At 59.1% G+C, this 23,606-nt stretch carries 24 protein-coding genes; 16 read left to right on the top strand and 8 right to left on the bottom strand.

Annotated elements, in window-relative coordinates; translation table 11 throughout:
• The first annotated feature begins 22 nt into the window (after positions 1 to 22).
• Positions 23 to 1,369, top strand: a complete 1,347-nt coding sequence (locus tag ACDZ94_RS01575) for a carbohydrate porin (protein WP_221295543.1) — start codon at positions 23 to 25, stop codon at positions 1,367 to 1,369.
• 103 nt (positions 1,370 to 1,472) lie between these two features.
• Positions 1,473 to 2,318 carry a D-hexose-6-phosphate mutarotase gene (locus ACDZ94_RS01570; protein ID WP_064453870.1) on the top strand — a complete coding sequence of 282 codons (846 nt, stop codon included), beginning with the start codon at positions 1,473 to 1,475 and terminating at the stop codon, positions 2,316 to 2,318.
• A 130-nt stretch (positions 2,319 to 2,448) separates the two neighbouring features.
• On the opposite strand, the gene ACDZ94_RS01565 is transcribed toward ACDZ94_RS01570, so the two are convergent.
• The gene (locus ACDZ94_RS01565) at positions 2,449 to 3,309 is read right to left on the bottom strand and encodes a MurR/RpiR family transcriptional regulator (protein ID WP_169875662.1); all 861 of its coding nucleotides are present in this window, start codon (positions 3,307 to 3,309) and stop codon (positions 2,449 to 2,451) included.
• Between the two features lie 219 nt (positions 3,310 to 3,528).
• Between ACDZ94_RS01565 and zwf the strand changes: the two genes are divergently transcribed.
• The 3 genes from zwf to ACDZ94_RS01550 are packed head-to-tail and all read left to right on the top strand — an operon-like array spanning position 3,529 to position 6,378.
• Entirely contained in the window at positions 3,529 to 4,995 is a 1,467-nt protein-coding gene (gene zwf, locus ACDZ94_RS01560; protein WP_221295542.1) for a glucose-6-phosphate dehydrogenase, read from the top strand.
• Positions 4,982 to 5,695: a 6-phosphogluconolactonase gene (gene pgl, locus ACDZ94_RS01555; protein WP_432750984.1), complete on the top strand. Its 714-nt coding sequence runs from the start codon at positions 4,982 to 4,984 to the stop codon at positions 5,693 to 5,695. The genes zwf and pgl overlap by 14 nt, the downstream gene beginning before the upstream one ends.
• 17 nt (positions 5,696 to 5,712) lie before the next feature.
• Complete coding sequence (locus tag ACDZ94_RS01550; RefSeq protein ID WP_064453867.1) at positions 5,713 to 6,378, top strand: bifunctional 4-hydroxy-2-oxoglutarate aldolase/2-dehydro-3-deoxy-phosphogluconate aldolase; 666 nt, start codon at positions 5,713 to 5,715, stop codon at positions 6,376 to 6,378.
• A 218-nt stretch (positions 6,379 to 6,596) separates the two neighbouring features.
• On the opposite strand, the gene ACDZ94_RS01545 is transcribed toward ACDZ94_RS01550, so the two are convergent.
• Together ACDZ94_RS01545 and ACDZ94_RS01540 are read right to left on the bottom strand one after the other, a co-directional pair.
• On the bottom strand, positions 6,597 to 7,772 hold the full coding sequence (locus ACDZ94_RS01545) for an aminotransferase class V-fold PLP-dependent enzyme (RefSeq protein ID WP_432750983.1): 1,176 nt from the start codon (positions 7,770 to 7,772) through the stop codon (positions 6,597 to 6,599).
• Positions 7,773 to 7,783: 11 nt separating this feature from the next.
• Positions 7,784 to 8,020, bottom strand: coding sequence for a DUF3820 family protein (locus ACDZ94_RS01540; RefSeq protein ID WP_017139191.1), 237 nt, complete (start codon positions 8,018 to 8,020; stop codon positions 7,784 to 7,786).
• 204 nt (positions 8,021 to 8,224) lie between these two features.
• Between ACDZ94_RS01540 and ACDZ94_RS01535 the strand changes: the two genes are divergently transcribed.
• The gene (locus ACDZ94_RS01535) at positions 8,225 to 8,692 is read left to right on the top strand and encodes a ferritin-like domain-containing protein (RefSeq protein ID WP_083357075.1); all 468 of its coding nucleotides are present in this window, start codon (positions 8,225 to 8,227) and stop codon (positions 8,690 to 8,692) included.
• Positions 8,693 to 8,829: 137 nt separating this feature from the next.
• Here ACDZ94_RS01535 and ACDZ94_RS01530 read toward each other — a convergent pair whose 3' ends face one another.
• Together ACDZ94_RS01530 and ACDZ94_RS01525 are read right to left on the bottom strand one after the other, a co-directional pair.
• On the bottom strand, positions 8,830 to 9,300 hold the full coding sequence (locus tag ACDZ94_RS01530) for a MaoC family dehydratase (protein ID WP_024077080.1): 471 nt from the start codon (positions 9,298 to 9,300) through the stop codon (positions 8,830 to 8,832).
• Between the two features lie 71 nt (positions 9,301 to 9,371).
• Positions 9,372 to 10,316 carry an alpha/beta hydrolase gene (locus ACDZ94_RS01525; RefSeq protein ID WP_064453864.1) on the bottom strand — a complete coding sequence of 315 codons (945 nt, stop codon included), beginning with the start codon at positions 10,314 to 10,316 and terminating at the stop codon, positions 9,372 to 9,374.
• Positions 10,317 to 10,538: 222 nt separating this feature from the next.
• Here ACDZ94_RS01525 and fadD2 point away from each other — a divergent pair, with 222 nt between their 5' ends.
• Both fadD2 and fadD1 read left to right on the top strand, forming a co-directional pair.
• Positions 10,539 to 12,227 carry a long-chain-fatty-acid--CoA ligase FadD2 gene (fadD2, locus tag ACDZ94_RS01520; RefSeq protein ID WP_432750982.1) on the top strand — a complete coding sequence of 563 codons (1,689 nt, stop codon included), beginning with the start codon at positions 10,539 to 10,541 and terminating at the stop codon, positions 12,225 to 12,227.
• A gap of 385 nt (positions 12,228 to 12,612) precedes the next feature.
• Complete coding sequence (fadD1, locus tag ACDZ94_RS01515; protein ID WP_221295538.1) at positions 12,613 to 14,304, top strand: long-chain-fatty-acid--CoA ligase FadD1; 1,692 nt, start codon at positions 12,613 to 12,615, stop codon at positions 14,302 to 14,304.
• A 164-nt stretch (positions 14,305 to 14,468) separates the two neighbouring features.
• Here the strand turns inward: fadD1 and ACDZ94_RS01510 are convergent, their stop codons facing one another.
• The gene (locus tag ACDZ94_RS01510) at positions 14,469 to 14,846 is read right to left on the bottom strand and encodes a hypothetical protein (protein WP_053257688.1); all 378 of its coding nucleotides are present in this window, start codon (positions 14,844 to 14,846) and stop codon (positions 14,469 to 14,471) included.
• Between the two features lie 212 nt (positions 14,847 to 15,058).
• On the opposite strand from ACDZ94_RS01510, the gene ACDZ94_RS01505 reads away from it, so the two are divergent.
• The 3 genes from ACDZ94_RS01505 (at position 15,059) to def (ending at position 16,921) form a co-directional block, all read left to right on the top strand.
• Entirely contained in the window at positions 15,059 to 15,244 is a 186-nt protein-coding gene (locus ACDZ94_RS01505; RefSeq protein ID WP_259763496.1) for a CsbD family protein, read from the top strand.
• Positions 15,245 to 15,427: 183 nt separating this feature from the next.
• Positions 15,428 to 16,378 carry a YihY/virulence factor BrkB family protein gene (locus ACDZ94_RS01500; RefSeq protein WP_432750981.1) on the top strand — a complete coding sequence of 317 codons (951 nt, stop codon included), beginning with the start codon at positions 15,428 to 15,430 and terminating at the stop codon, positions 16,376 to 16,378.
• A 3-nt stretch (positions 16,379 to 16,381) separates the two neighbouring features.
• Positions 16,382 to 16,921, top strand: a complete 540-nt coding sequence (def, locus tag ACDZ94_RS01495) for a peptide deformylase (protein WP_064453859.1) — start codon at positions 16,382 to 16,384, stop codon at positions 16,919 to 16,921.
• 138 nt (positions 16,922 to 17,059) lie between these two features.
• On the opposite strand, the gene ACDZ94_RS01490 is transcribed toward def, so the two are convergent.
• Positions 17,060 to 17,878 carry a class I SAM-dependent methyltransferase gene (locus ACDZ94_RS01490; RefSeq protein WP_432750980.1) on the bottom strand — a complete coding sequence of 273 codons (819 nt, stop codon included), beginning with the start codon at positions 17,876 to 17,878 and terminating at the stop codon, positions 17,060 to 17,062.
• Positions 17,879 to 17,944: 66 nt separating this feature from the next.
• Positions 17,945 to 18,376: a GNAT family N-acetyltransferase gene (locus ACDZ94_RS01485; RefSeq protein WP_064453857.1), complete on the bottom strand. Its 432-nt coding sequence runs from the start codon at positions 18,374 to 18,376 to the stop codon at positions 17,945 to 17,947.
• 301 nt (positions 18,377 to 18,677) lie between these two features.
• On the opposite strand from ACDZ94_RS01485, the gene ACDZ94_RS01480 reads away from it, so the two are divergent.
• From ACDZ94_RS01480 to ACDZ94_RS01460, 5 genes are all read left to right on the top strand, one after another.
• Positions 18,678 to 19,607: a fatty acid desaturase gene (locus ACDZ94_RS01480; protein WP_262666127.1), complete on the top strand. Its 930-nt coding sequence runs from the start codon at positions 18,678 to 18,680 to the stop codon at positions 19,605 to 19,607.
• Between the two features lie 9 nt (positions 19,608 to 19,616).
• Complete coding sequence (locus ACDZ94_RS01475) at positions 19,617 to 20,408, top strand: phosphate/phosphite/phosphonate ABC transporter substrate-binding protein (RefSeq protein WP_432750979.1); 792 nt, start codon at positions 19,617 to 19,619, stop codon at positions 20,406 to 20,408.
• Between the two features lie 108 nt (positions 20,409 to 20,516).
• A complete protein-coding gene (locus tag ACDZ94_RS01470; protein ID WP_432750978.1) occupies positions 20,517 to 21,026 on the top strand; it encodes a sigma-70 family RNA polymerase sigma factor in 510 nt (169 codons plus the stop codon).
• A 198-nt stretch (positions 21,027 to 21,224) separates the two neighbouring features.
• Positions 21,225 to 22,238, top strand: coding sequence for an ABC transporter substrate-binding protein (locus ACDZ94_RS01465; RefSeq protein ID WP_432750977.1), 1,014 nt, complete (start codon positions 21,225 to 21,227; stop codon positions 22,236 to 22,238).
• On the top strand, positions 22,238 to 23,164 hold the full coding sequence (locus ACDZ94_RS01460) for an aliphatic sulfonate ABC transporter substrate-binding protein (protein WP_407016274.1): 927 nt from the start codon (positions 22,238 to 22,240) through the stop codon (positions 23,162 to 23,164). The genes ACDZ94_RS01465 and ACDZ94_RS01460 overlap by 1 nt, the downstream gene beginning before the upstream one ends.
• The last annotated feature ends 442 nt before the right edge of the window (positions 23,165 to 23,606 follow it).

Genomic DNA, 23,606 nt, shown 5'->3' with positions numbered 1-23,606 from the left:
CAATAAAGACGAGGATGTAGGGATGAAAAAGCAACACAACAACACTCGGCTGATCTGCCAACTGTCAGCAGCAGCAGCCCTGGTATTGTCCGCCAATGCGATGGCGGCCGATGCATTCAGCGCCGACTCCAAATGGATGACCGGTGATTGGGGTGGCGAGCGTACCAAGCTGATCGAGCAAGGTATCGACATCAAGGCTGACTACGTAGGGGAAATGGGCGCCAACCTGCACGGCGGCTATAACGACGACAAGACCGGCCGTTACTCCGACCAGTTCGGGTTGGGCGTAGCGCTGGATCTGCAAAAACTGTGGGGCTGGGACAACACCCAGGCCAAGATCCAGTTGACTAACCGTAATGGCCAAAACATCTCCAACGATCGTATTGGTGACCCGCGTGCCGGCACGCTGAGTTCGTCGATGGAAGTCTACGGTCGTGGCCACATGGTGCGTCTGACCCAGTTCTGGATTCAGCACCAGATGTTTGATAACAAGCTGGACGTGAAGCTCGGCTACTTCGGTGAAGGCGAAGACTTCAACACCTTCCCTTGCGAATTCCAGAACCTGTCGTTCTGCGGTTCCCAAGTGGGTAACTACGTCAATACCTGGTACAACTGGCCGGTGGCGCAGGCCGCTATCCGCGTGAAGTACAACATCACGCCTGAGCTGTATGCACAAATCGGTGCGTACAACCAGAACCCGTCGCAGCTTGAGCACGGCAATGGCTTCAAGCTCAGCGGCAGCGGCACCAAGGGCACTGTGATTCCGGTGGAATTGGTCTGGTCGCCGAAGGTCAATGGCCTGCCAGGCGAATACCGCGTGGGTTACTACAAGAGCGCCGCGGATGCCAGCGACGTACGTGAAGACGTCAACGGCAACGATGCTGCCACCACAGGCTTGGCTTACCGTACCCGTAGCAGCAAATCCGGCTATTGGGGCGTTGTGCAGCAGCAACTCACCACCCATAACGGCGACGCTTCGCGCGGCCTGAACATCGCGGCCAACGCCACCTTCCACGACAAGGACACCAACCTCGTCGATAACTATCAGTCGTTGATGCTGGTGTACAAAGGCCCATTCGATGCGCGTCCAAAAGATGACGTCGGTATCGGTTTCTCCCGTATCCATGTCAACCAGGACGTGAGGAAAAACGCAGAGTTGCTGAACGCAGCCGGTGGTTTCACCGACTACGACCAAGCGGGCTACGCGCCGCTGCGTGACACCGAGTACAACACTGAAATCAACTACGGCTTCCACGTCACTAACTGGCTGACCGTGCGTCCTAACCTGCAATACGTTACCCACCCAGGTGGCGTCGATAAAGTCGACAACGCGTTGGTAGCCGGCCTGAAAATTCAGTCTACGTTCTAACGCTGTTGCGATAAGCTCCTTCTCTCTGTGCGCATTTTGCGGGTAGCCATGGCTATCCGCTTTTTTTTGGGCAGCACTGTGAAGTTATTCAGGACCGTGGCACATGCATGAGCATCCGCTGCAACGCTTTTTCAAATCCCTGCGTGAACGCCCTGTGTTTGCCTGGGAGCGCTTTCAGATGCGCGATGTGTTGGTGATCGACCATCCGCTGTGCCAGGCGGTGTTCAGCCGTCAGGGCGCGCAATTGCTGCACTTTCAGCCGCGCGGCCAGAAACCCTGGCTGTGGTGTGCGGCCAAGTGGCCGCAAGTCGGCGCCATCCGTGGTGGCGTGCCGGTCTGCTGGCCGTGGTATGGGCGCCATCCGAGCGAAAACGCGTGGCCGTCCCATGGTTGGGCGCGGCTGATCGACTGGAAACTGCTCGACAGCAGCACCGACGACGATGGCGTGCGCCTGCACTGGCAATTGCAATTGTGCGACTGGCAGGTCGACCTGCACGCGCACTTGGGCGACACCCTGGAATTGCGCCTGTGTACCGAGCACCAGGACGAGTTGCCGTGCCAGTTGAGCCATGCGTTGCACGCCTATTGGCGTATCGGCAACGTCGGTGAGGTAGCGCTGTCTGGGCTCGACGGGGCGCAAGGTTATGATCAGCTCAATCGCCAGGTGTGCCAGCAGGACGGCGAGTTACGGGTGGACGGCGGGTGCCAGCGGGTGTTCCAGCACGAGGGTGAACTGCACCTCAAGGACCATGCCTGGCAGCGCGAATTGTGCATCGACACCGGCGACAGCGCCGACACCGTGGTGTGGCACCCCGGCAGCCGGCCGTTACTGGGCGTGAGCTTTAACGAGGCGTCGGGGTTCGTGTGTGTGGAGTCGGCGATGGCCGGGGCGAGCCTGGCGCCGGGGGAGAGGGCGCACTTGAGTCTGCAGGCGAGGGCGGGTGTTTAGCGGTGTTGCTGATGGCGCCATCGCGGGCAAGCCCGCTCCCACATTTTGACCGGGTCACACTTTGGAATACGGTCGAATGTGGGAGCGGGCTTGCTCGCGAAAGGGTCGGTACTGTTGGTAGAGATTCCTGCTAGTTGAACTCATCCCCCACCGGATACCGGCTGTCATTCAAGCTCTCTTTAATCTTGCGCAAGTGCGGCTGGAAATCCACGCCACGGCGCAAGGTCATGCCCGTTGCCAGCACATCCAGCACCGTCAACTGAATGATCCGCGAGGTCATCGGCATATAGATGTCGGTGTCTTCCGGCAGCGGAATGTTCAGGCTCACCGTGCTGGCCTTGGCCAGCGGCGAGTTTTCGGCGGTGACGCCCAGCACCGAGGCGCCGTTTTCCCGCGCGATACGCGCCACTTCCACCAACTCACGGGTACGCCCGGTGTAGGAAATAATCACGAACAGCTCGCCGGTATGCGCCACCGACGCGATCATGCGTTGCATCAGTACGTCGGCATGGGCGGTGACGGACAGGTTGAAACGGAAAAACTTGTGCAGCGCATCCATGGCGACCGGCGCCGACGCGCCCAGGCCGAAGAAGTGGATCTGCCGCGCCTGAATCAACAGGTCCACGGCCTTGCTGATCAGGGCCGGGTCCAGGGCCTGACAGGCGCTGTCCAGCGAGGCAATGGCGCTGCCAAAGATCTTCTGCGTGTAGGCCTCAGGGTTATCATCGGCTTCCACGGCGCGGCTGACATACGCCGCACCGCTGGCCAAACTTTGCGCCAGCTGCAATTTAAGTTCAGGGTAACCGCTGACACCGAACGAACGGCAGAAACGGTTGACCGTCGGTTCACTGACCGAGGCGGCTTGGGCGAGGGCTGCGATAGAGAAGCGGGTCGCCTGCTGCGGGTTGAGCAGGATGACCTCGGCGACTTTTTTCTCAGCCTTGTTCAATTCTTCGAGGCGGTTCCGGATTTGTTCCAGAAGATTTCGCACGCGGTCCATTCAGTCTTTCCTTCGGGCGACGATGCAAATAAAGGGCGGTAACCCATCGACGAGTGGCCCTTTGCGGTGGCCTATCCTACTGAGGGTAGCTGAACACCACCACTCGGAATGCGTATTTTGGGAAAATGTTGTGGTTATTACTACATTTTTCCTTGAGTGATGCCTTGAAAAAAGGTATTTGTAGCTTAACTTGATAAAAGAACAAACATCATGCCTTTGATAACCGTAGAACCCTGCACCTTTGCCCTGTTTGGCGCCTTGGGTGATCTGGCGCTGCGCAAGTTATTTCCTGCACTCTATCAACTCGATGGCGCCGGGCTCCTGCACGACGACACGCGCATCCTGGCATTGGCCCGTGAAGCCGGGTCCGAGCAAGAGCACCTGGCCCATATCGAAAAAGAACTGCGTAAATACGTCGGCAAGGAACTGGATGAAGCCGTGGCAGCGCGCTTCCTCGCACGCCTGGCCTACGTGCACGTCGATTTCATGAACGCCGATGACTACGTCATCCTGGCCGCAAAAGTCGGTGCCGAACAACGTCTGATCGCCTATTTCGCCACGCCTGCGGCGGTGTATGGCGCCATCTGCGAAAACCTGGCCAAGGTCGGCCTGGCGGAAAACACCCGAGTCGTGCTGGAAAAACCCATCGGTTCGGACCTGGAATCCTCGCGCAAGGTCAACGACGCCGTGGCGCAGTTTTTCCCGGAAAACCGCACGTACCGCATCGACCACTACCTGGGCAAAGAGACCGTCCAGAACCTGATCGCCCTGCGTTTCGCCAACAGCCTGTTCGAAACCCAGTGGAACCAGAACTACATCTCCCACGTGGAAATCACCGTGGCCGAGCAAGTTGGTATCGAAGGCCGTTGGGGTTACTTCGACAAGGCCGGCCAACTGCGGGACATGATCCAGAACCACCTGCTGCAACTGCTCTGCCTGATTGCCATGGACCCGCCGGCCGACCTGTCCGCCGACAGCATCCGTGACGAGAAGGTCAAGGTACTCAAGGCCCTGGCGCCGATCAGTCCGGAAGGCTTGACCACTCAAGTGGTGCGCGGCCAATACATCGCCGGCTACAGCGCCGGCAAGCCGGTGCCGGGTTACCTGGAAGAAGAAAACTCCAACACCCAGAGCGACACCGAAACGTTCGTCGCCCTGCGTGCCGATATTCGTAACTGGCGTTGGGCCGGGGTGCCGTTCTACCTGCGCACCGGCAAACGCATGCCGCAAAAACTGTCGCAGATTGTCATCCACTTCAAGGAACCCTCGCACTACATCTTCGCGCCCGAGCAGCGCCTGCAGATCAGCAACAAACTGATCATTCGCCTGCAGCCGGACGAAGGTATTTCCTTGCGTGTGATGACCAAGGAGCAGGGCCTGGACAAGGGCATGCAACTGCGCAGCGGCCCGCTGCAACTGAATTTTTCCGACACCTATCGCAGCGCGCGGATCCCCGATGCCTACGAGCGGTTATTGCTGGAAGTGATGCGCGGCAATCAGAACCTGTTTGTTCGCAAAGATGAAATCGAAGCCGCGTGGAAATGGTGTGACCAGTTGATCGCCGGGTGGAAAAAATCCGGTGATGCGCCCAAGCCGTATGCGGCCGGGTCCTGGGGGCCGATGAGCTCGATTGCACTGATCACGCGGGATGGGAGGTCTTGGTATGGCGATATCTGAATTGAAACTGCCTCAGGGTGTAACAGCCCATGAGTACCGCTCGCCCACGTTGCTGGCGGACGGCTTGGCCCATGACGTGGCGGGGCAATTGCGCACGGCCATCAGCGCCCGTGGCGCGGCCACGTTGGTGGTGTCCGGTGGTCGCAGCCCCGTGGCGTTTTTCCAGAACCTGGCCAAGCAAGACCTGGACTGGTCCAACGTCACCATCACCCTGGCCGATGAGCGCTGGGTGCCGGTGGAGCATGCCGACAGCAATGCCGGCCTGCTGAAGAAATACCTGCTGCAAGGGCCGGCGGCCAAGGCCACGTTCCTCAGCCTGTACAACGTTGCCGCAAATCTGGAAGACGCCGCCGAACTGGCCGATCGCCAGTTGGCCGAGCTGCAAGCCATTGATGTGCTGGTACTGGGCATGGGCGATGACGGCCACACCGCATCGCTGTTTCCCAACAGCCCGAACCTGAGCGAAGCATTGAAAGCTGATGGCTCCCGCCGTTGCTGGCCGATGCTGGCCCCGAGCGTGCCGCACCAGCGCCTGACCATGAGTCGTGCACTGCTGGCCACGGCCCACTACACCGTGCTGTCGATTTCCGGCAGCTCGAAATTGACCACCTTGAGCGCCGCGCTGGCCAGTGACGACGTTGCTGCCATGCCGATTCGCGCGTTTTTGCAACCTACTTTAGAGATTTACTGGTGCCCATGAGCCAAGGATCAGCCGCTATGAAAAGCCCTCAATCGACCGTGTCCATGGCGGATAAAGTTGCCCTGATCGACAGCCTCTGCGCCAAGGCGCGGATCCTGCCGGTGATTACCATCGCCCGCGAACAGGACATCCTGCCGTTGGCCGATGCCCTGGCAGCCGGTGGCTTGACCGCATTGGAAGTGACCCTGCGTTCCGAGTTCGGCCTCAAGGCCATTCAGGTACTGCGTGAGCAACGCCCTGAACTGTGCACCGGTGCCGGCACCGTACTCGATCGTCATATGCTCGAAGCGGCGGAAGTGGCCGGCTCGCAATTTATCGTCACCCCAGGCATTACCCGCGACCTGCTGGAAGCCTCCGTGCACAGCCCGATCCCGTTGCTGCCAGGCATCAGCAATGCCTCAGGCATCATGGAAGGCTATGGCCTGGGTTATCGCCGCTTCAAGCTGTTCCCGGCTGAAGTCAGCGGCGGCGTGGCGGCCATCAAGGCCCTCGGCGGCCCTTTCGGCGAAGTGAAATTCTGCCCGACCGGCGGCGTGGGTCCGGCCAACATCAAACACTACATGGCGTTGAAAAACGTAATGTGCGTGGGCGGTAGCTGGATGCTGGACCCGGAATGGGTCAAGAACGGCGACTGGGCACGCATCCAGGAAGTCACCGCACAGGCGCTGGCGCTGCTGGACTGATCTGATTTACCGAATCGTTGTTGCTGTGCTTAACGGCATTTTTGCGGTGCACTTGGTCGGTGTGCCGCTTTTTTTTGCCTGCGAAAAACTCGAATCCGACACCGATTAATGTGGGAGCGGGCTTGCTCGCGAATGCGCTGGTTCAGTTGGCATATTCGTTGACTGACACACCGTATTCGCGAGCAAGCCCGCTCCCACACAAGCCAGCTCCCACATTTTTAATCCGCGTTTAGTTCAGTGATCGCTTTGACCAGTACACCGATATCCGCCGCCGAAGTCACCATCCCCGGCGTCACTCGAATACACGTGCCAAACGCTGCCCCGACACGGGTAGTGGTGAACAGGTCGTACTCCTTGAGCAACCGGTCCGCCATCGCCTGCTGATCCCGGCCAATGAACTTGAATGCCGTGATCCCGCAATACAGCCGTGGGTCATCCGACGTCAGCACCTCTATCCCGGGCAATTGACGCACCTGGCTCACCCATAAGTCGCGCAGGTAATTGACGCGCGCGCCCTTGGCCGCCGAGCCACCCAATGAGCAGTGTTCCTCCATCACCAGCGGCAAGGTCATCAGGGCTGGAAAGTTCGGCGTGCTGTAGGGCGTACGAGCGCGCACGTCGTTGGCGGGATAGTGGAACTCGCCCATGTCCGGGTCGATATCCGCCAGGCGCTCAGGGGCTATATAGAGAAAGCCCAGGGTCAGCGGTGCGCCGATCCATTTATGCAGGTTGAAGCCGGCGAACTGAATGCCCAGTTCGGCAAGGTTGAACTCGATCTGGCCCAGGGCATGGGCACCGTCGAGTATCACGTCGACGCCATGCGCGCGTGCGGCGCTGGCGATTGCCGCGACCGGCATCACCAGCCCGGTACGGTGGGTGACGTGGGTGAGGGCCATCAGTTTGAGGCGCGGGTACCGCGCGAACGCATCGCGATACGTCTGCACCAGGCTGTCGACAGTGGCCGGGTGCGTGTGGGACACCTCGATCACCTCCACGCCCCGATAGCCAGCCAGCCAGCGCATCGCACCTTTGACCGTGTCGTATTCGAGGTCGCTGATCAGCACCTGGTCGCCCGGTTGCAGGCCGTTGTAGTTGCGGATCAATGACTGCAACGCTTCGGTGGCATTGCGGGTGAAGGCAATCGCCTCTGGGTCGGCGTCAATCAGCCCGGCCAGTTGGCCAAGGATCTCGACGTTTTGACCTTGCTCGAACCGTTGGCGCACATACAACGAGTTGCTGCGATTGATAAATGCAACGTGCTCCAGGTACTGCGCTCGTACTGCGCGGCTCATGCGCCCGAAATAGCCGTTTTCCAGATTGATCGGGCCAGGCTCCAGCTCATAGTGCTGGGCAATGGCCTGCCAGTGGCGTTCGTTATCTGCGTTCCTTGGCATGGCATTGGCTCTTAATGGCGAGGGGCGGGTTTGCCGTGTTTTACGCGTAGCGGTTCCAAGAGTTCGGACAGGCCGTTGTGGTCGATTTCCTGCATCAATGCCAGCAAACCGCCCAGCTCGCCGTGGGGGAAACCTTCACGGGCAAACCAGTTCAGGTAGGGGCCGGGCAGGTCGGCGATGATCCGTCCCTTGTATTTGCCGAAGGGCATTTCACGGGTGATCAGCAGTTCGAGTTTTTCGGGGTTCATGGGCTTCAGTGTTTGAGTCGAGACCTTGGAAAATACAGGCATTCTGCATGAAGGCCAAATGACAGATCATGCAAATAACGTACATACAGATGGTTCATTAATTTTTAAGTCATTGAAAAATAAAGAAAAATACTTTTTTAAAAACTTGGCACGGGCGCTGCAATCATTAAGACACGTTTCTTAACCCGCACAAGGAATTGAAAAATGACTGACATCAATAAAGAATCGATCTCCGTACTGAACGACCTGATCGAGACCAGCAAAGACGGCCAGAAAGGCTTCGCGACCTGTGCTGAAGACATCAAGCACCCAGAGCTCAAAGCCCTGTTCGTCAAGCGCTCCACCGACTGCGCCACCGCTGCCGCCGAATTGCAGACCGCTGTTAAAGCCCTGGGCGGCGACCCGGAAAAATCCGGTTCGGTTGCCGGCGCCTTGCACCGTGGCTGGGTCGACGTGAAGTCGCTGGTTACCGGTAAAGATGAAGAGGCTGTCCTGAACGAAGCCGAGCGCGGTGAAGACCACGCACTGAAGGCTTACAAGGAAGCGATCGAGAAGATCAACAAGCACAACCTGCTGGGTATTCGTGACCTGGTAGAGCGTCAGTTCCACGGCGCACAACGCAACCACGATCAGGTGAAAGCCCTGCGTAACCAGGCTCGCGCTCAGTCGTAAGACCTGCTGTGTAACAAATGTGGGAGCGGGCTTGCCCGCGAAGACGGTGGGTCAGTCAACCTCTCAGGTGACTGACCCACCGCTTTCGCGAGCAAGCCCGCTCCCACATGTGCTTGGTATTAACCTTGACGCTGCAATCAGCCGATGCTGATCGGCGGCAACTCGGTCAAGGTCACGACCTGCTGCTTGCGTGGCGCGAGGATTTCCGCCTCGCCATCGACCACCAGCTCATCGCGCTGGTTGAATACACGGGTGGCAATGCGCACGCGAAATTTTGGCAGCTTTTCGAGGATTTCCAGACGCACGGTCAGGGTGTCGCCGATTTTTACCGGCTTCTGAAAAGTCATCTGCTGGCCGATATAAATGGTGCCCGGCCCAGGCAACTCGCAGGCAACCGCCGCACTGATCAGGGCGCCGCTGAACATGCCGTGGGCGATACGCTCCTTGAACATGGTTGCTTTGGCGTACTCGGCATCCAGGTGCACGGGGTTATGGTCGCCGGACATGGCGGCGAACAACTGGATATCGCGCTCCTCGACGGTCTTGCTGTAGCTGGCGGTCTGGCCGACTTCGAGGGCTTCGTACGGGGTGTTGGTAACCTGAGTCATCTAAAGGTACATCCTGTGGCTAATCGCTAATTTAATTGGCTGATTCTAAAATCTTGATTTTAAACGTAAATTTATTCGCAGCGGGTCGGCCTGTGCAGCGCCAGTGTCTGGTCGAGCCACGTCAGTACATCCGCTGTGACTTCATCGCGGTTGGTTTCGTTGAACACTTCATGACGCGCCTGCGGGTAGATATTCAGTTGCAGGTTCTGGCAGCCGGCTTCGCGCAGTGCGTGGGCCAGGTTTTTGAGACGCTTGCCTTCACTCACCGGATCACATTCTCCGCCCATCACCAGGATCGGCAGGCCTGGGACGATCTGTTCGAGATTGGACGCTTTGCTGATTTGCTGCAAGCCGCCCAGCAAGTCGATCCATAGCTGGTTGGTGCAGCGGAAACCACACAGCGGATCGTTGATGTACTTATCGACTTCATTCGGGTCGCGGCTGAGCCAATCAAACGCCGTGCGGTTGGGCTTGAACGCCTTGTTGAACGAGCCGAATGACAGGAACTCGATCAGTGCGCTGCGCCCGCGCAAGCCCTGGCGTGCCCGTTCGAGGCGAGCGATCACCCCGGCGGCGCGGTACAGCGCCACCGGCTGGAAGTTTGAACCGCTGAGAATCACCCCCTTCAAGCTGGCGCTGTGGTGCAACAGGTAGGCCTGGGCGATATAGCTGCCCATGCTGTGCCCCAGCAGAATGATCGGCAGCCCCGGCTGCTGTTGGCCGATGTGCTGGTTGAGGCTGGCAAGGTCGCCGACCACCTTGTTCCACCCATCCTTCTCGGCGTAGAGCCCCAGCGTGCCCTCGTCGGCGGTGCGGCCATGACCGCGCTGATCCAGCGCATACACGCCATAGCCGGCTGTGCACAACGCGTCGGCCAGGCCTGCATAACGCCCGCTGTGCTCGGCCATGCCGTGGGACAACATGATCATGGCCTTGGCGGGGCCTTCCGGCAGCCATTGATTGACGTACAGGCGGCTGCGGTCATTCGCGGTCAGCCAGAAGGTGCTGTGGTTCATGGCGCTTCCTTTGCTCGAGGTCGTTGCAGTGTATAGCTCATCCCCAGGCTTGCATCTGATCTGTGCAGGCCCTTGTAGGAAGATTCACGCAATTGATGACGCTGTTTCCTGTATTTGCCTGATTGGCCATAGCTGCTAACGTCCCCAAAGCTCCGCTTTTTATAGCAGCCTGCTTTTTACAGCTGCAGCGGCCGGACACACTCAGGTAAGAGGACAAGAATAATGCAACCTGATTTCTGGAATGACAAACGCGCGGCGGGCGTTCCCAATGACATCGACCTCAGCACCTACAAGTCGGTGATCGAAGTCTTCGAACGTTCCTGCAAGGCCTTTGCCGACCGTCCGGCATTCAGCAACATGGGCATCACCCTGACCTACGCTGAGCTTGAGCGCCAGAGTGCGGCGTTCGCCAGCTACCTGCAACAGCACACCGACCTCAAGCCTGGCGAGCGCATTGCGGTGCAGATGCCCAACGTGCTGCATTACCCGATTGCGGTGTTTGGCGCGTTGCGCGCCGGGCTCATCGTGGTCAACACCAACCCCTTGTACACCCCGCGCGAGATGCGCCACCAGTTCAAGGACGCTGGTGTGCGTGCGCTGGTCTACCTCAACCTGTTCGGTTCGCGCGTGCAGGAAGTGTGTACCGATACCGAGATCGACTACCTCATTGAAGCCAGGATGGGCGACTTCATGCCGGCCGCCAAGGGCTGGCTGATCAACACCGTGGTCGACAAGGTGAAGAAAATGGTCCCGGCCTACCACCTGCCACGGGCGGTATCGTTCAAGCGCGCGTTGCGCATGGGCGCAGGGCAGGGCCTGATTCGGCATCCGGTGACCCTGGATGACATCGCGGTGCTGCAATACACCGGCGGCACCACTGGACTGGCCAAGGGCGCGATGCTCACCCATGGCAACCTGGTCGCCAATATGCAGCAGGCGCGGGCGTGCATGTCCCAACTCACCGACGACGGCCAGCCGCTGGTGAAAGAAGGCCAGGAGGTGATGATCGCGCCGCTGCCGCTGTACCACATCTATGCATTCACGGCGAACTGCATGTGCATGATGGTGACCGGCAACCACAACGTGCTGATCACCAACCCGCGGGACATCGGCGGTTTTATCAAGGAACTGAAAAAGTGGCGGTTCTCCTGCCTGTTGGGGCTGAACACGCTGTTTGTAGCGCTGATGGACCACCCGGACTTCAAGACCCTGGATTTCTCCCACCTCAAGATCACCAATTCCGGCGGCACGGCACTGGTCAAGGCCACCGCCGAGCGCTGGAAAGCGTTGACCGGTTGTTCCATCGGCGAAGGCTACGGCCTGACCGAAACCTCACCGGTGGCCAGCACCAACCCGTATGGCAGCCAGTCGCGCCTGGGCACCGTGGGTGTTCCAGTGCCGGGCACGGCGATGAAAGTTATCGACGACGAAGGGCGCGAGCTGCCTTTGGGTGAGCGCGGCGAGCTGTGCATCAAGGGGCCGCAGGTGATGAAGGGCTACTGGCAGCAACCGGTAGCCACCGCCGAGACCCTGGACGCTGAGGGTTGGCTGAAAACCGGTGACATCGCGGTGATCGATGCCGATGGGTTCGTGAGCATTGTTGATCGCAAGAAAGACCTGATCATCGTCTCGGGCTTCAACGTGTACCCCAACGAGATCGAAGACGTGGTGATGGCCCACCCGGCGGTAGCCAACTGCGCCGTGATCGGCGTACCGGATGATCGCACGGGGGAGGCGGTGAAGCTGTTTGTGGTGGCGCGTACGCAGGGCGTCAGCCTTGAGGAACTGAAGGCATACTGCAAGACCAATTTCACCGCGTACAAGGTGCCCAAGCATATTGTGTTGCGCGAGTCGTTGCCGATGACGCCGGTAGGCAAGATTCTGCGGCGGGAGCTGCGCGACATCGCTTGATATGAAGTGCGTTTAAAAAATGTGGGAGCGGGCTTGCTCGCGAATGCGGTGTATCAGTCACCAGATGTATCGACTGAAGCACTGCATTCGCGAGCAAGCCCGCTCCCACATTGTTATTTATTGTGCTGAAAGGCGCATTCCAGAGCGATTTTAAGCGTTATAGAATCTTTGCTCTAAAAATGACTACTGCATATTCTTGAGTCATGTTTATGACTGTAGGGCCCTCTTTTGGCTCTAGGCGGCCTTTGGCAAAGCTGCTACTCTCGGCGCGCTTTGTGACTTCTCGGCCTGCTTGAAAGCGCCAGACTCACCTTAAAAAAACATACACCAATAATAATCGCATCAAATGCGATGATGAATTCGCGTCGCTGAGGAGTGGGCTTCCATGAACGAAGACTTTTGGAAGGATAAGTACCCCGCCGGGATTGCTGCAGACATCAATCCAGACGAGTATCAAAATATTCAGGCGGTACTGAAACAGTCCTGCCAGCGCTTCGCCAACAAACCGGCTTTCAGCAACCTGGGCAAGACAATCACCTACGGTGAACTGTACGAATTGTCCGGCGCTTTCGCCGCCTACCTGCAACAGCATACCGACTTGAAGCCTGGCGATCGAATCGCCGTGCAACTGCCCAACGTCCTGCAATACCCGGTCGCCGTGTTCGGCGCCATTCGTGCGGGCCTGATCGTGGTCAACACCAACCCGCTGTACACCGCGCGGGAAATGGAACACCAATTCAATGATTCCGGAGCCAAGGCTCTGGTTTGCCTGGCCAACATGGCGCACCTGGCTGAAAAAGTCGTGCCCAAGACCGCCGTCAAGCACGTGATCGTCACCGAAGTCGCTGACCTGTTGTCGCCGTTCAAGCGCCTGCTGATCAACAGCGTCATCAAGTACGTGAAAAAAATGGTCCCGGCGTATCACTTGCCCAAGGCGATCAAGTTCAACGACGTGCTGGCCAAGGGGCACGGCCAACCGGTCAATGATGCCAGCCCGGCCAGCGGCGATGTCGCCGTGCTGCAATACACCGGCGGCACCACCGGCGTGGCCAAGGGCGCAATGCTCACCCACCGCAACCTGGTTTCCAATATGTTGCAGTGCAAGGCGCTGATGGGCTCCAACCTCAATGAAGGTTGCGAGATCCTGATCACGCCGCTGCCGCTTTACCACATCTATGCCTTCACCTTTCATTGCATGGCGATGATGCTGATCGGCAACCACAACATTCTGATCAGCAACCCGCGCGACTTGCCGGCGATGGTCAAGGAACTGTCGAAGTGGAAGTTCAGCGGCTTTGTCGGCCTGAACACTCTGTTTGTGGCGCTGTGCAACAACGAAGGCTTCCGCAAGCTGGACTTCTCCGCGCTCAAAGTCACCCTGTCCGGCGGTATGGCGCTGCAACTGGCAGCGGCCGAGCGTTGGAAAGACGTGACGGGCTGCAATATTTGCGAAGGTTACGGCATGACCGAAACCAGCCCGGTGGCGACGGTCAACCCGATCCAGAACATCCAGATCGGCACCATCGGCATTCCGGTGCCCTCTACCGTGTGCAAAGTCATCACCGATGACGGCGTCGAACTGGCCCTGGGTGAAATCGGCGAGCTGTGCGTCAAAGGCCCACAGGTGATGAAAGGCTACTGGCAGCGTGAAGACGCTACCGCCGAGATCCTCGACAGCGAAGGCTGGTTGAAGACCGGCGACATCGCGATCATCCAGCCGGATGGCTACATGCGCATTGTCGACCGCAAGAAAGACATGATTCTGGTCTCCGGTTTCAACGTCTACCCGAACGAGCTGGAAGATGTGCTGGCGACCCTGCCGGGCGTGCTGCAGTGTGCGGCCATTGGCGTGCCTGACGAAAAATCCGGGGAGCACATCAAGATCTTCATCGTGGTCAAGCCAGGGGCTACCCTGACCAAGGACCAGGTGATGGAACACATGCGCGCCAATGTCACCGGCTACAAGGTGCCCAAGGCCGTTGAGTTCCGTGATGCGTTGCCGACCACCAACGTGGGCAAGATCCTGCGCCGTGAGTTGCGCGATGAAGAGCTGAAGAAGCTGGGCCTCAAAAAGTAACCCAATAAAAAACCCCGCCATGCGGGGTTTTTTAATGCCTGGATTGGAGCGCAATCCAGTGTGGGAGCGGGCTTGTCTGCGATGGCGGTACATCAGTCACTACCGGGCTGGCCGACCCACCGCTATCGCAGGCAAGCCAGCTCCCACAGTCTTTGACCGAGTTGCTACACGGCAAACTGCGCGAAGCTCACACCCGCACCGGCCGGGCGCACATCTTTCAGGAACGAATCCTTGTCGGCGCTCAGCTCCAGGGTGATCTCCGGCTTGCGCTTGTTCGCATTGCGCACCACCAGCCCTTCGAGCTTTTCACGCAGGAACGCAGTCGGCACCTTCAGGTGCAGCAACTGGTCAGTCTCGGCGTTGTGCATCAGCAGGTGAATCCACTCGTACTGGCCCACACCAATACGCACGACCGGCAGGTCGAACCACCAGATGTTGCGTTTGCTGTCCAGGTCGGTGAAGTGGCAGTTGTTGACGCCGAGTACGGCACCGCCCAGTTCCTGGTTTCTGCGGGCGATGGCCTGTGCTTTATTGAGTTTCATAACCTTCCTACGGGATCTGTTATTCAGCGATATAGCCTGAATGTGCCGGGCATTCTCGTGGGTTGGCGGCAAAACATAAAGCCAAACCTGCAACGGATGCGCAAATGCTCGATGAAATACCCACTGAAAAATAATTGAAACTCTGTGCAACCGCTTCGGGTCAATCTTTACGTAATGACCCAAACCCTTGATTGTTCTTTCGGAGAAATACCATGAGCAGCACATCGGATAAGGCAAAAGGTTTGAAAGATGAACTCGTCGGCAACATCAAGCAAGGCGCCGGCAAAGTCACCGGCAACGACAAGCTGCGCGCTGAAGGTGTCGTGCAGGAGAAGAAAGGTCAGGTCGAAAAAGCCATCGGTGATACCAAAGATGCGGTAAAAAAAGCCGTCAAGTAACCCTGAATCGCTGGCTGTGTTCGTGCAGCCCGACGGCCATCCACGGATGGCCGTTTTTATGTCGTACGTTGCAACTAAAATCTCGTCATTGTTTCAAAGTCGCCAAATAGGCTACTTTTGATGTAGAAAACGGCCCCTGAGTCGCCCACGACCTCACCCTTTTATGCGGCGAAAGGAGACGCTATGATTTTTCCGGTACTAGACGGCCTCAAGCTCCACAAAGTGTTGATGCGCACCGTCACAGAGTTTATCGATGACGAAATGCCCACCTACGCCTCGGCACTGGCCTACCAGATGCTGTTCTCGTTGTTTCCCTTTTTGTTGTTCCTCATTGCCCTGATCGGTTTCCTGCACCTGCCGGACTTCTTCACCTGGCTGCGTATGCAGTCGGAACTGGTGTTGCCGCCCCAGGCCCTTGAACAGGTCAACCCGGTGATCGACCAGTTGCAGCAATCCAAGGGTGGCTTGCTGTCCGTCGGTATCGTGATCGCCTTGTGGACCGCTTCGGCCGGTGTGCGGCTGATGATGAGTGCGATGAACGCCGCCTACGACGTGGTCGAAGGCCGGCCGATCTGGAAGCGTTTCCCGCTGTCGATTTTCTACACCATCGGCATCGCCGGCATGCTGCTCGCCGCCGCTGCGCTGATGGTGCTCGGCCCGCAGGTGATGGGGTGGCTCGCCGGGCAGATCGGCATGCAGGAATTCGTGGTCACGTTATGGACCATCCTGCGCTGGCCGCTGATCGTGATTTTGCTGATGTTCTCCGTAGCCCTCATGTACTACGTGATGCCTGATGTGCAGCAGAAATTCCGCTTCATCACACCCGGCTCGGTGCTGGCCGTGGTGGTGTGGATTATCGCCTCCCTGGGTTTCGGCTACTACGTCAAAACCTTCGCCGACTACAACGCCATGTATGGCAGTATCGGCGCGATCATCGTCCTGCTCCTGTACTTCTATATTTCCGCCGCCGTGCTGTTGCTCGGGGCCGAGATGAATGCCGTGATCGAACACATGTCGGCCGAAGGCAAGGACCCGGGGGAAAAGGAGTTCGATGAAAACACGCACACGGATGAAAAACAGCACGTCTCAGGCCTAGGCCGGGACCACTCCAAGCCCACTACCGACGAAGTCTGATCGATGATCCGTGAAATCCTGAAAATGGGCGACGAGCGCCTGCTGCGCATCGCGCCACCGGTTCCGCCGGAAATGTTCGACAGCCCCGAGCTGTGGCAATTGATTGATGACATGTTCCAGACCATGGAAAGCGTCGGCGGCGTCGGCCTGGCCGCCCCGCAGATCGGCGTCGACCTGCAACTGGTGATCTTTGGTTTCGAGGCCAGTGAACGTTACCCGGAGGCGCCTCCGGTGCCGCAGACCATCTTGATCAACCCGTTGATTACGCCGCTCAGCCCGGTACTGGAAGAAGGTTTTGAAGGCTGCCTGTCCGTGCCCGGTCTGCGTGGCGCGGTGGACCGTTACCAGCAGATCCGCTACGAGGGTTTTGATCCCAAGGGGGCACCCATCGTGCGCGTCGCCGAGGGCTTCCACGCGCGGGTGGTGCAGCATGAATGTGACCACCTGATCGGCCGTTTGTACCCGTCGCGGATTACCGACTTCAGCAAGTTCGGGTTTATCGAAGTGATGTTTCCGGACATGGACCCGAATGCTGACGAGTAACGCTCAGCCATACTGAGATCGAAAATGTGGGAGCGGGCTTGCTCGCGAAAGCGGTGTATCAGTCACCGAATACATTGACTGACACTCCGCTTTCGCGAGCAAGCCCGCTCCCACATTGGGATAGCATTTCAAACCGAACTATTTGACAGGTTTAACAAACCGCAACGTCATCCGATCCGACTCGCCAATCGCCAGGTACCTGACCTTGTCCTGCTCCCCCAACTTCAATGTCGGCGGCAACGTCCAGACGCCACCCGGATAATCCTTGGTGTCCTTGGGGTTGGCGTTCACTTCGCTCTGCCCAGCCAGCTTGAACCCGGCATCGGTCGCCAGTTTCACCACTTGGGCCGTGGTCAGGTAACCACTGTCCTTGATCGCTTCCAGGTCCGCCCCGTCCTTGGCCCGGTGATCTTCCACACCCAGCACGCCGCCCGGTTTGAGCACCGTGTAAAACGCACTGAACGTGGCGTCTGCGGTATCGGCCGCTACCCAGTTATGCACGTTGCGAAAAGTCAGCACGGCGTCGGCCGAAGCAGGTTTGCCGAACACTGGCGCCTTAGGGTCGAACTCCACCACTTGGGCCTTGGCATAGCGCGTCGGGTCGGCGGCGAATTTCTTTTTCAGGTTCTCTTCGGAGGTACGTGCATAAGCGCTGCTGCTGGCTGCCTGCACGGCGGCGATGTAATGCCCGTGGTCCTTGAGCAGCGGCGCCAGCACTTCGCTGTACCAGCCGGCGCCGGGGGTGATTTCGATCACCGTCTGCCTGGCGCCCAAGCCGAAGAACGCCAGGGTTTGCTGCGGGTGACGATAGCCGTCGCGCGCGCTGTTGGCCGAGGCGCGCCAACTGCCGGCAAGCACGCTCGTGTATTGCTCGGCGGTAATCGGCGCATCAGCTGCCTGGCTGAAGGTGGGCGCGAGGAGAGCGGTGAGGGACAGAGCTGCAAGCGTCGTTTTCATGATCATCCTGTAAAGGGCCACTGTGCCGTCGAGGCTAGCATGGGCTCTGGACCGGCTGATCACACATTATTCGAGGTCGACCTTTGCGTTGGTTATAAGCCCCATCGCGATCATTGGCTTGTTACGTTTGTAGCGCACCAACCGCTCGCTGAGGGATTGCGGCAGCAGCGTATCCTGAGTGAACCCCATGCGCTGATACATACCTTCCAGGTCGGGATGGCACAGCAGCCAGACGCACCCCTGCACATCGGCCACCGCCTGCAGAATCAAGCGCGCCGCCAGCCCTTGGCCGCGATAAGCCGGGTCGACAAACACCGCGGTCAGCCACTGCCCACCCACCACAGGCGAGAGGCACAACCCGGCCACAATCTCGCCGTCCCGCGCTACCCATAAACGCCCACCTTTCATGGCCTTCATCGACGAATCATGGCGGCGGTAAAACTTGTTCAGCAGCGGCCACAGCGGCTCTGCCAGCGGTTCGATGTGCAGTTCAGGCATGGTGTTTGGGCAACATTCTCAAGGGCCGGGGATTATAAGCGCCTTCTGCCGCGCAATAGGTGGTATACCCAGTGTTACATCCCCTTTCAGTGGAGCATGCATCATGGCCAAAGGTATGGATTCAAAGAAAGCCGCGAAGAAAAAACCGGCAAAAACCGCCGATGAAAAACGCGCGGACAAGAAAACCAAGAAATCCGAGTCAGGCCTGTTCGGTCACTGAGTTACAAGCTTAGAACCAAACGATCTGCAAGATTTTCCCGCCTCAAGGCACAGAGCAGGAAACACCTGCTCTGAGCTGCCGATGGCCAACTACCTTGATCTGACCCAGCGCCGGGAAATCGAAGCCCTGGCGCAAAGTTTTACTGCAAAAACCGAATGGCCGACCTGGCTGCTGTTGATCGGCGTGTATACCGGCTGGTTCGCCGTGATACTTGGCAGCCATTGGCTCGGCCTGTGGCTCAGCACCCTGTTGCTGATTCCTTTGGTGACGCTGTGGCTGTCGGTGCAACACGAGCTGCTCCACGGCCATCCCACCCGTTCCCTGCTTGTGAACAAACTGCTCGGCTACGCGCCCTTTGCCGTGTGGTATCCCTATACGCTGTATCGCAACAGCCACCTGCTGCACCACAACGATGAAGACCTGACCCTGCCGGGTATCGACCCGGAAAGCCGCTACCTCAATCAACAGCAATGGGACGCCAGCTCGTTGTTCGAACGAGGTGTGCATTGGCTGACCAAAACCGTGCTCGGCCGCTTCGTGTTGGCCGCGCCGCTGGCCATTGGCCGGTTGGCGCGTCATGAGTTCCAGCGCCTACCGCAGGTGTGGCCGATGTGGCTGGCCCACGGCGCCATGACCGTCTTGATGCTGAGCTTTATCGCCCACTACAGTGCGCTGCCGGTGTGGCATTACCTGCTGCTGGTCACCGTGCCGGCCTTGTCCCTGGCGTCGATCCGTTCCTACTATGAACACCGCCCGCACCTGCAACCGGCGCAGCGCACCGTGCTCAACGAAGCGGCGTGGCCGTGGACGTGGCTGTTCCTCAATAACAACCTGCACCTGGTGCACCATGACTTGCCGAAATTGCCCTGGTACTGGCTGCCCACGGTCTACCGCGCCCGCCGCGAACAGTGGGTGGCGCGCAGCGGCGGCTTTCTGGTGCAGGGTTATGGCCAGTTGATCAGCCGCCACGGCCTTAAGGCCATCGACAGCCCCCGGCACCCTTTTGCGTGAGAGACGACCATGAGTGACCACTACGCCGAGCTGCAAATGTACGTCGCGCCCGAAGCGGTGCAGCACGCCAACCAGCGCTGGCTGGCACGCATCTTCGAGCGCCTGAACCTGACCCGTCGTAACGCCGACCACCTCGACCTGCCCAGCCTGTGGCTGTCCCCTGATTTGCTCGTCAGCCAAACCTGCGGCTACCCGTTGATAACCCAACTGCGCGGCAAGGTGCGCGTGATCGGTCGCCCGCGCTATGAGTTGGACCACAGCAGCCATGGCGAGCATTGCAGCCTGCTGCTCACCCGCAACGCCAACCCGCACACCCAACTGGCGGACTTCTACAACAGCCGCGGCGTGATCAACGGCCACGATTCCAACAGCGGCATGAACCTGCTGCGCGAACGCCTGGCGCCGTTGCAACGCGACGGTCGTTTCTTCGCCAGCGTCGGCATCAGCGGTGCCCACCGCGAAAGCTTGCGCTGGCTGCGCGAAGACCGCGCTGATCTTGCCGCCATCGACAGCGTCACCTACGACTACCTCGCCCGTTTCGCCCCGCAGGAAGTGGCGGGGCTGCGCATTGTCACTCACAGCGCGCCGAGCCCGACCTTGCCCTACATCGGGCCGTTGGGCCTGAGCGATGAGCAGGTGATGCGAATTCGTGAGGTGATGAACCTGGCATTGCAGGATTTACCGGATGTCGTCAAAACGCTGGGGATACAGGCAGTCCTGCCGGCCAGCGAAGATCACTATCAGGTGCTGCTGGACTACCAGCAACGAGCCGCTGACGTCGGCTATTCAAAGCTTCAATAAGGTTATATAAAAATACCTTTTAAATATTATTAAAGAATAAGCAGCCTTGCTAGGATCGCTCCACCGGAACACCGGACATAACGTGCAACCTACTCAGATGGAGCCACTATGTCCGGCGCCGATATTTCTCACAGCGATTACGTGGGCGGATTGTTCCGCAGTCATTACGACTGGCTGTGCAGCCGTTTGCACCGCCACCTCGATTCGCGTGCACACGCCGAAGACATCGCCGCCGATACCTTTACCCAGCTCCTGAGTGCGCCGGGCGTGCTGCCGATCCGACAGCCCCGCGCCTTGCTCACCACCATCGCACTGCGGCTGATGTACCAATTGTGGCGTCGCCGCGACCTGGAGCGCGCCTACCTCGCCGCCCTGGCTAACGACGAAACTTGCACCGCGTCGTCGCCCGAAGACCTCGCGCAAATATTCCAAGCCCTGCAAGCCATTGACCAGTTGCTCGACGGCTTGCCGGCCAAGGTCAAGGCGACCTTCCTGCTGTCGCAACTCAATGGCCTGACCTACCCAGAGATCACCGCCGAACTGGGGATTTCCCAGCGCTCGGTCAGCGACTACATGGCCCGTGCGTTCAACCGTTGCCTGCGGCTGGGCCTGGAATGAACCGCCGCACCGGCCTGTGGGTGACCGTCAATGCTGCCTGAACACTTCACTCGTTCCCTGTGGAAGCTGGCTTGCCTGCGAAGGTATCACCTCGGTCCCCCTGAACAACCGAGGTGCCTGCATCGCAGGCACGCCAGCTTCCACATTGTCCGTGCCCACTTTGAATACGTTGTGAATCGAACCTCCAAGAGGCTACTCATGAGAAACCTAAAAAACCTGCTCGGTGGCTCGCTGCTGGCGCTCGCTGTTCTGACACAGCCAACCCAGGCCGCCGAAGCGGTCAAACCGATCCACTTCGGTGACATCACCTGGGAAAGCGGCAACCTGATCACCGAAGTGCTGCGCCTGATCGTCGAGAAAGGCTACGGCTTGCCCACTGACACTTTGCCCGGCAGCACCGTGAGCCTGGAAGCCGCCCTGGCCAAGGACGATATTCAGGTGATTGGTGAAGAGTGGGCCGGGCGCAGTCCGGCGTGGGTCAAGGCTGAAGCCGAAGGCAAAGTCTTCGGCCTGGGCGACACGGTCAAAGGCGCCACCGAAGGCTGGTGGGTGCCCGAATACGTGATCAAGGGCGATGCCGAGCGCGGCATCAAACCCCTGGCGCCGGACCTCAAATCAGTGGCCGACCTGGCGCGCTACAAGGATGTGTTCCGCGACCCCGAAGACCCAAGCAAAGGCCGCTTCCTCAACAGCCCCACCGGCTGGACCTCGGAAATCGTCAACAGCCAGAAGCTCAAGGCCTATGGCCTGACCGACACCTTCGTCAACTTCCGCACCGGCTCCGGTGCGGCGCTGGATGCCGAAGTGGCGTCGTCGATCCGCCGCGGCAAACCGGTGTTGTTCTACTACTGGTCGCCGACCCCACTGCTCGGTCGTTTCAAGCTGATCAAGCTGGATGAACCGCCGTTCAACGCCGACGCCTGGAAAACCCTGGCCGACGCCAACAACCCGCACCCCATCGGCACCCGCTCGATGCCGGCGCACTTGGCGATTGGCGTGTCGGCGCCGTTCAAGGCGCAGCACCCGCAACTGGTCACGTTCTTTGAAAAAGTCGACCTGCCGATCGACTTGCTCAACGGCATCCTCGCGCAGATGAGCGAGAAGCGTGAGCCGCCGCGCCAAGTCGCGCTGGCGTTCCTCAAAGAGCAGCCGCAAGTCTGGCAACAGTGGGTGCCAGCGGATGTGGCGGCCAAGGTCAAGGGAGCGCTCTGATGCTGAAAGTCCTCGCTGCGGTCGTTCTCTCGCTGGTTGCCGGTCACGTGTTGGCAGCCGAACCCTCCACGTTGCGCATCGGTTACCAGAAAAGCTCGGTGAGCATGGTGCTGGCCCGTGAGCACAAACTCTTCGAAGAGGCGTTGCCTGGCACCCAGGTGCAGTGGGTCGAATTCCTCGGTGGCCCGCCGCTGATCGAAGCGTTGAACGGCGGCAGCCTGGACATCGGCAATATCGGTGACATCCCGCCGATCTTTGCCCAGGCCGCCGGCATTGATTTGCAGTACTTCGCCGTCGAGCCGAACGACGGCAAGACCGAAGCGGTATTGGTGCCTCAAACCAGCACGATTCAGCACGTGGCCGAACTCAAGGGTAAGCGTGTGGCGCTGCTCAAAGGCTCCAGCGCACACAACCTGTTCCTCAAAAGCCTGCTGCGCGCCGGCTTGCAATGGAAGGATGTGGATGTGGTGTACCTGTCGCCCTCCGACGGCCGCGCCGCGTTTGAGCAAGGTAAGGTGGACGCCTGGGTGGTATGGGACCCGTACTACTCGGCCGCGGTAGTGGACGGCTCGGCCCGCGTATTGGGGGACGGCCAGGGCCTTAATCCGGCCGGCAGTTTCTTTGTGGTCAGCAGCCCGTTTGCCCGGCAGCACCCGCACGCGATCGCCGCGATTATCAAAACCCTGGCCAAGGCGCAGCGTCTATCCCTGGACCAACCCGAGCAAAGCATCGCGTTGATGGCCAAGACCCTGGGCCTGCCACCGGCCGTGGTCAAAAGCTACTTCGAACACCGCTCGCCCGCGCCGATTCGCCCATTGGAAGCCATCGACATCGCTAACCAGCAGCGCACTGCCGACCTGTTCTTCGCCAACGGCCTGATCCCGAAAAAGGTCGATGTGCAGCAAATCGTGCTCAAGGCGCCATAGCCTCTTGATCGACGCTAGCGGTATGAAACGCTTTCTCTAAAACAACGCCGTTCAACTGTGGGAGCGGGCTTGCCCGCGAATGCGGTGTATCAGTCGAAACATTCGTTGGCTGACACTCCGCTTTCGCGAGCAAGCCCGCTCCCACCTGTCTATTTGCATTTCAGATCATGGATTCTCGGCAGCCACCGCAGCAGCCTCGACACCAGCGGTGTGAAACGCTTTCTCTAAAACAACGCGGTTCAACTGTGGGAGCGGGCTTGCCCGCGATAGCGGTGTATCAGTCGAAACATTCGTTGGCTGACACTCCGCCTTCGCGAGCAAGCCCGCTCCCACCTGTTCATTTGCATTTCAGATCATGGATTCTCGGCAGCCACCGCAACAGCCTCGACACCAGCGGTGTGAAACGCTTTCTCTAAAACAACGCGGTTCAACTGTGGGAGCG

The sequence above is a fragment of the Pseudomonas sp. UBT genome (assembly GCF_050915955.1).
GTDB classification, from domain to species: Bacteria; Pseudomonadota; Gammaproteobacteria; order Pseudomonadales; family Pseudomonadaceae; genus Aquipseudomonas; species Aquipseudomonas antarctica_A.
This window is presented reverse-complemented; position numbering and strand designations above follow the sequence as displayed.

Coding starts and splice junctions, on each gene's coding strand:
- ACDZ94_RS01550 (WP_064453867.1), top strand. CDS start 5,713: ATGAAAAGCCCTCAATCGACCGTGTCCATGGCGGATAAAGTTGCCCTG.
- pgl (WP_432750984.1), top strand. CDS start 4,982: ATGGCGATATCTGAATTGAAACTGCCTCAGGGTGTAACAGCCCATGAG.
- ACDZ94_RS01475 (WP_432750979.1), top strand. CDS start 19,617: ATGAGTGACCACTACGCCGAGCTGCAAATGTACGTCGCGCCCGAAGCG.
- ACDZ94_RS01545 (WP_432750983.1), bottom strand. CDS start 7,772: ATGCCAAGGAACGCAGATAACGAACGCCACTGGCAGGCCATTGCCCAG.
- ACDZ94_RS01530 (WP_024077080.1), bottom strand. CDS start 9,300: ATGACTCAGGTTACCAACACCCCGTACGAAGCCCTCGAAGTCGGCCAG.
- ACDZ94_RS01490 (WP_432750980.1), bottom strand. CDS start 17,878: ATGAAAACGACGCTTGCAGCTCTGTCCCTCACCGCTCTCCTCGCGCCC.
- ACDZ94_RS01525 (WP_064453864.1), bottom strand. CDS start 10,316: ATGAACCACAGCACCTTCTGGCTGACCGCGAATGACCGCAGCCGCCTG.
- fadD1 (WP_221295538.1), top strand. CDS start 12,613: ATGAACGAAGACTTTTGGAAGGATAAGTACCCCGCCGGGATTGCTGCA.
- ACDZ94_RS01460 (WP_407016274.1), top strand. CDS start 22,238: ATGCTGAAAGTCCTCGCTGCGGTCGTTCTCTCGCTGGTTGCCGGTCAC.
- ACDZ94_RS01540 (WP_017139191.1), bottom strand. CDS start 8,020: ATGAACCCCGAAAAACTCGAACTGCTGATCACCCGTGAAATGCCCTTC.
- zwf (WP_221295542.1), top strand. CDS start 3,529: ATGCCTTTGATAACCGTAGAACCCTGCACCTTTGCCCTGTTTGGCGCC.
- ACDZ94_RS01470 (WP_432750978.1), top strand. CDS start 20,517: ATGTCCGGCGCCGATATTTCTCACAGCGATTACGTGGGCGGATTGTTC.
- fadD2 (WP_432750982.1), top strand. CDS start 10,539: ATGCAACCTGATTTCTGGAATGACAAACGCGCGGCGGGCGTTCCCAAT.
- ACDZ94_RS01480 (WP_262666127.1), top strand. CDS start 18,678: ATGGCCAACTACCTTGATCTGACCCAGCGCCGGGAAATCGAAGCCCTG.
- ACDZ94_RS01505 (WP_259763496.1), top strand. CDS start 15,059: ATGAGCAGCACATCGGATAAGGCAAAAGGTTTGAAAGATGAACTCGTC.
- ACDZ94_RS01485 (WP_064453857.1), bottom strand. CDS start 18,376: ATGCCTGAACTGCACATCGAACCGCTGGCAGAGCCGCTGTGGCCGCTG.
- ACDZ94_RS01465 (WP_432750977.1), top strand. CDS start 21,225: ATGAGAAACCTAAAAAACCTGCTCGGTGGCTCGCTGCTGGCGCTCGCT.
- ACDZ94_RS01575 (WP_221295543.1), top strand. CDS start 23: ATGAAAAAGCAACACAACAACACTCGGCTGATCTGCCAACTGTCAGCA.
- def (WP_064453859.1), top strand. CDS start 16,382: ATGATCCGTGAAATCCTGAAAATGGGCGACGAGCGCCTGCTGCGCATC.
- ACDZ94_RS01510 (WP_053257688.1), bottom strand. CDS start 14,846: ATGAAACTCAATAAAGCACAGGCCATCGCCCGCAGAAACCAGGAACTG.
- ACDZ94_RS01535 (WP_083357075.1), top strand. CDS start 8,225: ATGACTGACATCAATAAAGAATCGATCTCCGTACTGAACGACCTGATC.
- ACDZ94_RS01570 (WP_064453870.1), top strand. CDS start 1,473: ATGCATGAGCATCCGCTGCAACGCTTTTTCAAATCCCTGCGTGAACGC.
- ACDZ94_RS01500 (WP_432750981.1), top strand. CDS start 15,428: ATGATTTTTCCGGTACTAGACGGCCTCAAGCTCCACAAAGTGTTGATG.